This is a genomic window from Qingrenia yutianensis, assembly GCF_014385105.1.
Lineage (GTDB): Bacteria > Bacillota > Clostridia > UMGS1810 > UMGS1810 > Qingrenia > Qingrenia yutianensis.
The window spans coordinates 1-7451 of record NZ_JACRTE010000031.1 but is presented as its reverse complement, the minus strand read 5'-3'; the positions used below and the strand labels follow the sequence as shown (position 1 = coordinate 7451).

7 protein-coding genes are annotated in these 7451 nt (G+C 35.4%); 6 read left to right on the top strand and 1 reads right to left on the bottom strand.

What is annotated here, in order from left to right; all coding sequences use genetic code 11:
* Window positions 1-156: 156 nt before the first annotated feature.
* The 6 genes from H8706_RS11375 (at window position 157) to H8706_RS11350 (ending at window position 6427) form a co-directional block, all read left to right on the top strand.
* Window positions 157-2019, top strand: a complete 1863-nt coding sequence (locus tag H8706_RS11375; protein WP_262432718.1) for a C40 family peptidase — start codon at window positions 157-159, stop codon at window positions 2017-2019.
* Window positions 2020-2156: 137 nt separating this feature from the next.
* On the top strand, window positions 2157-2759 hold the full coding sequence (locus tag H8706_RS11370) for a recombinase family protein (protein ID WP_262432717.1): 603 nt from the start codon (window positions 2157-2159) through the stop codon (window positions 2757-2759).
* A 240-nt stretch (window positions 2760-2999) separates the two neighbouring features.
* Window positions 3000-3485: a hypothetical protein gene (locus H8706_RS11365; RefSeq protein WP_262432716.1), complete on the top strand. Its 486-nt coding sequence runs from the start codon at window positions 3000-3002 to the stop codon at window positions 3483-3485.
* A 333-nt stretch (window positions 3486-3818) separates the two neighbouring features.
* Window positions 3819-4415 carry an RNA polymerase sigma factor gene (locus H8706_RS11360; RefSeq protein ID WP_262432719.1) on the top strand — a complete coding sequence of 199 codons (597 nt, stop codon included), beginning with the start codon at window positions 3819-3821 and terminating at the stop codon, window positions 4413-4415.
* The gene (locus H8706_RS11355; RefSeq protein WP_262432715.1) at window positions 4412-5203 is read left to right on the top strand and encodes a DUF4367 domain-containing protein; all 792 of its coding nucleotides are present in this window, start codon (window positions 4412-4414) and stop codon (window positions 5201-5203) included. Before H8706_RS11360 ends, H8706_RS11355 begins: the two co-directional genes overlap by 4 nt.
* 18 nt (window positions 5204-5221) lie before the next feature.
* The gene (locus tag H8706_RS11350; protein WP_262432714.1) at window positions 5222-6427 is read left to right on the top strand and encodes an S-layer homology domain-containing protein; all 1206 of its coding nucleotides are present in this window, start codon (window positions 5222-5224) and stop codon (window positions 6425-6427) included.
* 97 nt (window positions 6428-6524) lie between these two features.
* Here H8706_RS11350 and H8706_RS11345 read toward each other — a convergent pair whose 3' ends face one another.
* Window positions 6525-7406, bottom strand: coding sequence for a hypothetical protein (locus H8706_RS11345; protein WP_262432713.1), 882 nt, complete (start codon window positions 7404-7406; stop codon window positions 6525-6527).
* Between the last annotated feature and the right edge of the window lie 45 nt (window positions 7407-7451).

Sequence of the window (7451 nt, the reverse complement as noted above, 5' to 3'; positions counted from 1 at the left end):
AGGTGGCATTGTTCCTTTTTTGATTGACATAAAAATTCCTCCTGTGATTTTGAATTTGTTTGCGTCCATTTCATTATATCACACTTTTTTCTGTCCATCAAATCTGGGAAGACGGCAAACACCCCTGCCGCACAGGTTAAGACCAAAGAAGCATATATGAAATCGCAGAAAGCGGATATGTCGGAGAAAGCGACAGAAACTGTTAAAACAAAGGCTAATTACATAAAACAGCATAAAAACGCCAAAGTTAAGGGCGGTATCAAGCAAAAAGCGACCGAAATTGCACCGAAAACAAGAGAAAATACCGCAGTTTCCTCTGCTCCCACTTCAAAAACCAAAGAGCAATCCATAAAGGACGCACGAAAAAAATATGTTTCGGAGAAACTGAAAACAAAAGCTGAAGCTGAAAAGACAGCTCGGCAAAATCATACTTCGGATATGCCTATACATAACGAAAACTTGCCGAAAACAGAAATTTCAGCATCTGAAACACAACGAAGCATATCTAACACCGCTTTTTCCTCAAAATCTATGCCGAAAACAAAGGAAAGCTACATACGCTCGCACGGCAAAGCTCCATCCGACCTCATAAGAACACCGGAGAAAGCAAAAATAATGCCGAAGCAAAATACTCATACCGTTACCCGAAATGTATCGACCGGGACAAAAAAGGCGTTTAAGACAAAAGACAGCTTTTTGAAAGGCACAAATAAAGCCGTAAAAACAGGCAATTCCTATGTCGGCAAAGCTGCAAAGAAAAAGACCGTTAAAACGGCAAAACGGGCGGTAAAGACGCAGAAAGAAATCACGAAAAAAGCGGCTAAACAAGCCGCAAAACAGGCAAAGCAAGCGGCTCAAAAGGCGTCACAGGTTGCAAAGGCAACCGCAAAAGCGGCTGTTAAAATTACAGTTAAAGTCGCTCAAATGGTAGTAGCAGCAACCAAAGCCGTTATTTCAGCACTTGCCGCACTCGGCGGTTGGGCGGTATTGTTGGTCGCTCTAATTGTTGTAATCGTGGTTGCGGCGATAGCCGCAAGTCCTTTCGGTATATTTATTTCAGATGAAGCAGCGGATAATGACAGTATTCCCATTTCAGCTATCGTTGCAGAATGTAATATGGAACTTTCAAACAAGCTCGATGATATAGAAAATGCCGCAGCCGCCGACCGCAGCGAAATTATCGGCGAACAGGCAAATTGGGACTTGGTACTCGCCATATTTGCAACAAAGGTAGCGGGTGTGGAAGATAATACGGTCGAAGATGTTGTTGTCATCACAGAGGATAAAAAACAAAAGCTCAAAGATGTATTTTGGGATATGCACGAGATAACCTCTCGGACGGAAACGGTTGCAAACGGTGATACCAATGAAAAGGTCGTGTATATTACAATTACGGCGAAAACAAAAGAGGAAATGATAGAAAAATATCATTTTACACGCAAGCAGCAGGAAGCGTTAAATACGCTTTTGGAACAAGATGAGGTGTTGATTTCTGCAACGCAGTCGCTTGCGGTATCAGACGCAACCGCACAGGATATTTTGAAAAATTTGCCCGATACTCTGTCCACAGAACGAAAGAAAGTTATAAAAGCTGCCTGCTCGCTTGTAGGCAAGGTAAATTACTTTTGGGGCGGTAAATCCTCCGCTATCGGCTGGGACTCAGAATGGGGTAAGCTGAAAACAGTATCGGCAGAAGGTAGCAAAACAACCGGGACAAAAAGACCTTTCGGACTTGACTGTTCGGGGTTTGTTACTTGGAGTTTTATCAATTCGGGATTTAATGCTTCGCAAATCGGACACGGAACGCAAGGACAAATCGCAAAGTGCAGCCGAATATCTTGGAGTAACGCTCAAGCCGGAGATTTAGCCTTTTACAGTGATTTATCGCATATCGGAATCATTGCCGGAAAGGACGCTGACGGAAACATTCTTGTTATCCATTGTTCGAGCGGCAGGAATAATGTCGTTATCACAACAAACAGTAGCTTCGGTTTTGCAGCAAGACCGAATTGTTATTAAAAATTAAAAGGTGAAAAATACGTCACATATCTTAATTTTACAAAATTATGTATTAAAAAATGTGTTTTCGATATGTTATATATTGTGAGATAATTTATACGAAGAGTCCCTAAACTATATGTATTGGAGGTGCTAAAATGGATAAATTTGGATATGTAAGAGTATCATCAACGGACCAAAACGAGGACAGGCAGTTACTTGAACTGCAACGGCTAAAAATCCCTAAACGAAACATTTATATCGATAAACAATCAGGTAAAAACTTTAATCGGCCACGATACATTGAATTACTTAAAACTTTGGAAAAAGGAGATATATTATATGTAAAGTCCATAGACCGTCTGGGACGAAATTATAAAGAAATACTTAAACAATGGCAAATACTAACAAAAGAAATGGAGGTTGATATTGTGGTTATTGATATGCCGCTTTTAGACACACGAACTGCAAAAGACTTACTTGGAACATTTATAGCGGACATAGTTTTACAGGTGCTTTCTTTTGTAGCCCAAAACGAACGTGAAAACATAAAAAGGCGACAGGAAGAGGGCATAAAGGCCGCTAAACTTCGTGGGGTTGAGTTCGGACGACCTGTTATAAAGCCACCCGCCAATTTTCAGTTCCTTGTAAAGCAGTGGAAACAAGGAAAGATCTCGGCTGATGATGTGGCTAAAAAAAGCAAAATGAGTATATCCACATTTTATCGAAGATTACGAGAATTACGAATAAGTACACATTAAAAATCGCTATCAAAAGGTACACATTTTGATAGCGATTATTTTTTGCCTACATATGTCATAAAACGATATTTATAGTATAAATATCCACGCATATTGTATCATATTCCCCTCATAAAGTCAATTTTTCGATAGTAATTAGTATATTATTCTCCAAAAACATATTTTGTCAAAATGTGTACCTTTTGTCAAATTGTTGAATGAATAAAATAGCCTATACTTATAGTGTGAAAGGAAATATCTATGAAGAGAAAAATTACCATTTTAAGACAATATTTTTTAGAACTAATTGAAGCTACTGAAAGAAGAGATTTTGTCGCAATGAACGAAATATATTGCGAAATTGAAAGTATTATGCATAATAAAACTTTAAATAATATTTTCTTTTCACAGTTGGATAATGATAAAATAGTATTACCCAATTGTGTTGGGAACCACACAGAGGACTCCATATCCTTGGAGGCTTTATTATATAAGGACAGTGAGTGTTTGGAACTTCATTTAAATTCTTTGTCTTTAGAGAAATGGCAGGAGAATTTCCTAAATAAAAATTTTTCTGCAAAATTCAAGAAAATTTTACGAATAGAAAGAAACATTATAGTTTTAGATGATGAAACAAGAGATTTTTTAAATATTACTGATGGTGATATAATAAAATTTGATTTATCAAACGGCATTATTATAAGCAAGTTTAACATTCAAAAATTGTGGTTATCTCTGAATTTGTGACAAATTTAATTTTTTACTTGAAAATATTCACAGTTAGGGATATAATATATACAGTGAGGAGAAGTGTATTATTTGTAGTAATAACAATGCAACAGATTTTTTAGTGTTGCCGAAATAGCTAATATGTGGGGCGTTTCTAAACATTGAGTACAAATTCTACGTTCACAGGGACATGTGAATGACGCTATGAAAGTTGAGCTTGTTTGGATAATTCCTGCTATGGCTAAAAACCGCATGACCCTCGTAAAAAATTACATAATTTTAGCAAAGAATTTTATTGATACATTATAATATTGAGCAATAATTTTTTTGCAAAACAACTTGTGAGTGTTGATGTTGCTTATTTGCCTAACAAATACTGATGTACAGCAAAAGAATACAGTATTGGACTTTAATTTTATATATAATAAATATTGTAATAATGTCTGGATAACGATATGCAAATCTATTTTTGATGCTCAACAGCGTGAAGAAGTAATGCAAGATGTGTTCGTAAAGTTTTATAAAAGCATGGGAAAATTCCAACACGAGAATGCAGCTCGCAAATGGTTAATGCTCGTAACTAAAAGTACCATAATTGATGCAATAAGAAAAGATACTACCTACAAGGAACACATAAATATTACGCTGGATGATGAAGATATATTTGAGAGCTGTCAAGATTTACTAGAAAACCAACCTCTTGACAATGTTATCAAACAAGAAATAGCAAATGAATTAATGGAAGTAATACATCAATTAAAATCTGTTCATTACGAAGTAATTGTACTACATTATTTTTGGGAATTTTCGCCGAAGGAAATATCTGAAAAATTACATATTCCGTTGCACACCGTTTATTCAAGGTTGAGTAAAGCCAAGACAATCTTATATGACAAAATCAGCAAATCGGTTAAAGACTTTTACTTTGACGGGGGTAAGTCAAAATGAGAAATGAAAATTGTGAAAATATTAGACAAACTTTTGATGACATTATTAAAAAGAGCGTTGAAATGGAAATGACTGACAGTCTTTCCCCATTAACAGACGAAGATATAAAGAAAATGGGATATCCATCGCCTCCTGCAGATATGTATGATAAAATAATGAAAGAATGCACTAATGCAACAATAAATTTAGATGACGGATTTGACAAGAAGCCAAATAATAGTAAGAAACATAAACTCCACAAGTTTATTGTAATTGCTGCCGCTATCCTAATTTTATCTTGCGGAGCTTTTAGTGTAGGAGCTGTACGAGTTTATGTCTTTAAGATAATACATCAAATTACCGAGAATTCCATACAGTTTTTTGGCATAAACGACGGAAGTTACAATTATGATGCTGATGAAAATGAGGCATACAATAATGCTGATAAAGCTTTAGGTTATACCACATTGAAACCTAAATATATGCCTGATGGCTATGTTTTTGATAGTGTAAAACTATACGAAAATGACCATGTTATAATGGTATATAAAAATCAAGATAAGATTATAAAGTTAACGCAAGAGTTAAAGACTGACCCAACATATTCAGGCGAAGCTGTTGATACAAAAGAAGGTTACACATATACACTTACCGTTAAAAATACAATTATAAATATTGCAGAACATAAACAGTTAGATACTGATATTAAATGGTATAGTGCCATTTGGAACGACGAAAACTTAATTTATAACGTCAGCAGTAATTGTAACAAAAAAGAGTTTGAAAAATTTATTAAAAGTTTATACTAGAAGGGATATTGTGACGCTATGAAAAAAACTGTCAGCCTTCTGGCTGTGATTACTGTTATTATTTTGTTATGCTCAAATGTATTTGCTTTGGAAACAAAAAATTCTGTAATTTCACCGACAAAAACTTTTTATCAAATTTTAGGTATTGAGTCAAACGAAGATATAAAATCAGCCACAATAGAATATGTGCGCGAATTAAACAACGTTTGTGCAGATATAGATAATGAAGATATAGAAAAATTTCTTTCTGTTTGCCGGGATACAGAGTATAAAGCGGTTATAGGTCCTTATTGGGATAACTATAAAAAATTAAATAATGTTTTTGTAAACTTATGGAAGGGTGAAAAATACTCTTTGGATTATAACAATAAGCTTACAATATATCCAACGTGTATTCAATACGGAGCCTATGGAAACAAAACGGCAGATACAGGTGTAACATATGCATGCAATTATCTATGGTATTACCCCACTGAAGATAGCGTTAATGTTATTGCAGAGGCGTTTGAAGAATTAACAAATAAATATTGCAACAGAACGAGAATGTTGGATAACTATGACGGACCGGTTGTTGTTAAATCAGAACCGAATTATTTTTCGACTGCCGGTGCAAGCAAATGGGCGGAAACGGATTTGCAAATTGCAGCAACAAAAAATCTTGTGCCATATGAGCTTGCCTATAATTATACAGAAGGAATTTCACGTGAGGATTTTTGCAAATTAGCCGCTCAACTTATAGTTGTATTGTATAAAGAAAAAACATACGATACAGTAAATTCTTCTGAAATTCAATCTGTGGTCAAAGAGATTATACAACTTAAAAATCTTACCTCTGAATTTGAAAATGTCTTATATGAAGATGTTAATAATCCAAGTGATGAGATTAGATTTTTAACGGCATTAAAAGTCATATATGGTACAGGGAAAAATAGATTTGAACCCAATTCGTACATCACACGTGAAACGGCCGCGGCGATTTTAAGCAGAATTGCGTCACTTTTTGACGTAGAATTAAATGCTGACGGTGATAACTTCTCTGATGATTATCAGATTTCATACTGGGCAAAATCATATGTGTATGAGATGAAAAATTTAGGTGTTATGTTCGGAGATGAAAATAATTTATTTAATGCTCAAGACATATATACAAAAGAACAGTCCATTATTACAATTTACAGAATGTATCAGAGGATTTTTGATTATATGTTTTCTCTTAATTTATAAATTTGCAACGAAAAGGGCATTGCCCAATTTGGTGAGTTTCACCTTTTGAGGCATGCCCTTTTAAATTTTGAAAATTTAATTTGTCATTTTAGGATTATCACACTTCAACGGTTTCCCATTGGATAATACCGGGGGTACATCCTCTGCCCAAGTGCATATATTGATAATCTAAAGTAATAGATTTTCCGGGATTGATTGCATTTGTTTCGCAGAAATTCCAACGATTATATCCTGCACCGCTTCCTGCACCGTTTGTTCCAAGAAACATCGCTTTTGCAACACCGCCAGACGAAATACCGGCCCAATGGCCCTCGGGGTTTGAAATGACATAACCTTTAAATTTAACCCTTCCGGATGTTTTATCATTTTTTAACGTAGTGGAGAAAGCATACTGCAAACCATAATTTCCTACATTATTGTAAGTAGAGGAATCTTCACTCGCCGTTCCTCCCTGCAGTAACGTTATTGGATTTGATTCAGTAGAGTTGCCGCTAAAATTCTTACTGGATATTCCATAAAAGGCGGAATTGTAGTACGAAGCAAGCAAATCGGTTGCCGCTAATGTATTACTTGTGGAAATATAAAATGCTGAAGCTGTTCCGGAATATTCGTTTTTAGATATAGGCGGATATGACGGGTTATCTCCTATATTGTTTTTGTTTTTACACAAATATACAGCCATAACTAAAGTACCTGTTAGGGTATACTTCATAAGTGCCTCAAAGCGTCCGTTCGCCAAAACACTTTCATCCTCAATCCAAACACTTTGATGTGCCGGAATTGTGTTTGAAACAGAGACTGCGTTAAAGAAGCTTTCATAAGTTCCAACTTGAGGATACCAGTTATTTGTGCAGTTAAAACCCGAGTTTACCTTTTTAATAGTTACACTATAGGAATTTGGATTAGGGTATTTCCCCGATTTTGTGTAAACTCCAAAATGATAATATAATTTAAGTGTTTTTCGAAGGATGAAATCCATATTTCGGGATTTCATCCTTCAGCTCATATATAGCATAAAAGCACA

Excerpts from the sequence above, each read along its gene's own strand:
- H8706_RS11345 (WP_262432713.1), bottom strand. The coding sequence starts at position 7,406 with ATGGATTTCATCCTTCGAAAAACACTTAAATTATATTATCATTTTGGA.
- H8706_RS11360 (WP_262432719.1), top strand. The coding sequence starts at position 3,819 with ATGTTGCTTATTTGCCTAACAAATACTGATGTACAGCAAAAGAATACA.
- H8706_RS11375 (WP_262432718.1), top strand. The coding sequence starts at position 157 with ATGAAATCGCAGAAAGCGGATATGTCGGAGAAAGCGACAGAAACTGTT.
- H8706_RS11355 (WP_262432715.1), top strand. The coding sequence starts at position 4,412 with ATGAGAAATGAAAATTGTGAAAATATTAGACAAACTTTTGATGACATT.
- H8706_RS11350 (WP_262432714.1), top strand. The coding sequence starts at position 5,222 with ATGAAAAAAACTGTCAGCCTTCTGGCTGTGATTACTGTTATTATTTTG.
- H8706_RS11370 (WP_262432717.1), top strand. The coding sequence starts at position 2,157 with ATGGATAAATTTGGATATGTAAGAGTATCATCAACGGACCAAAACGAG.
- H8706_RS11365 (WP_262432716.1), top strand. The coding sequence starts at position 3,000 with ATGAAGAGAAAAATTACCATTTTAAGACAATATTTTTTAGAACTAATT.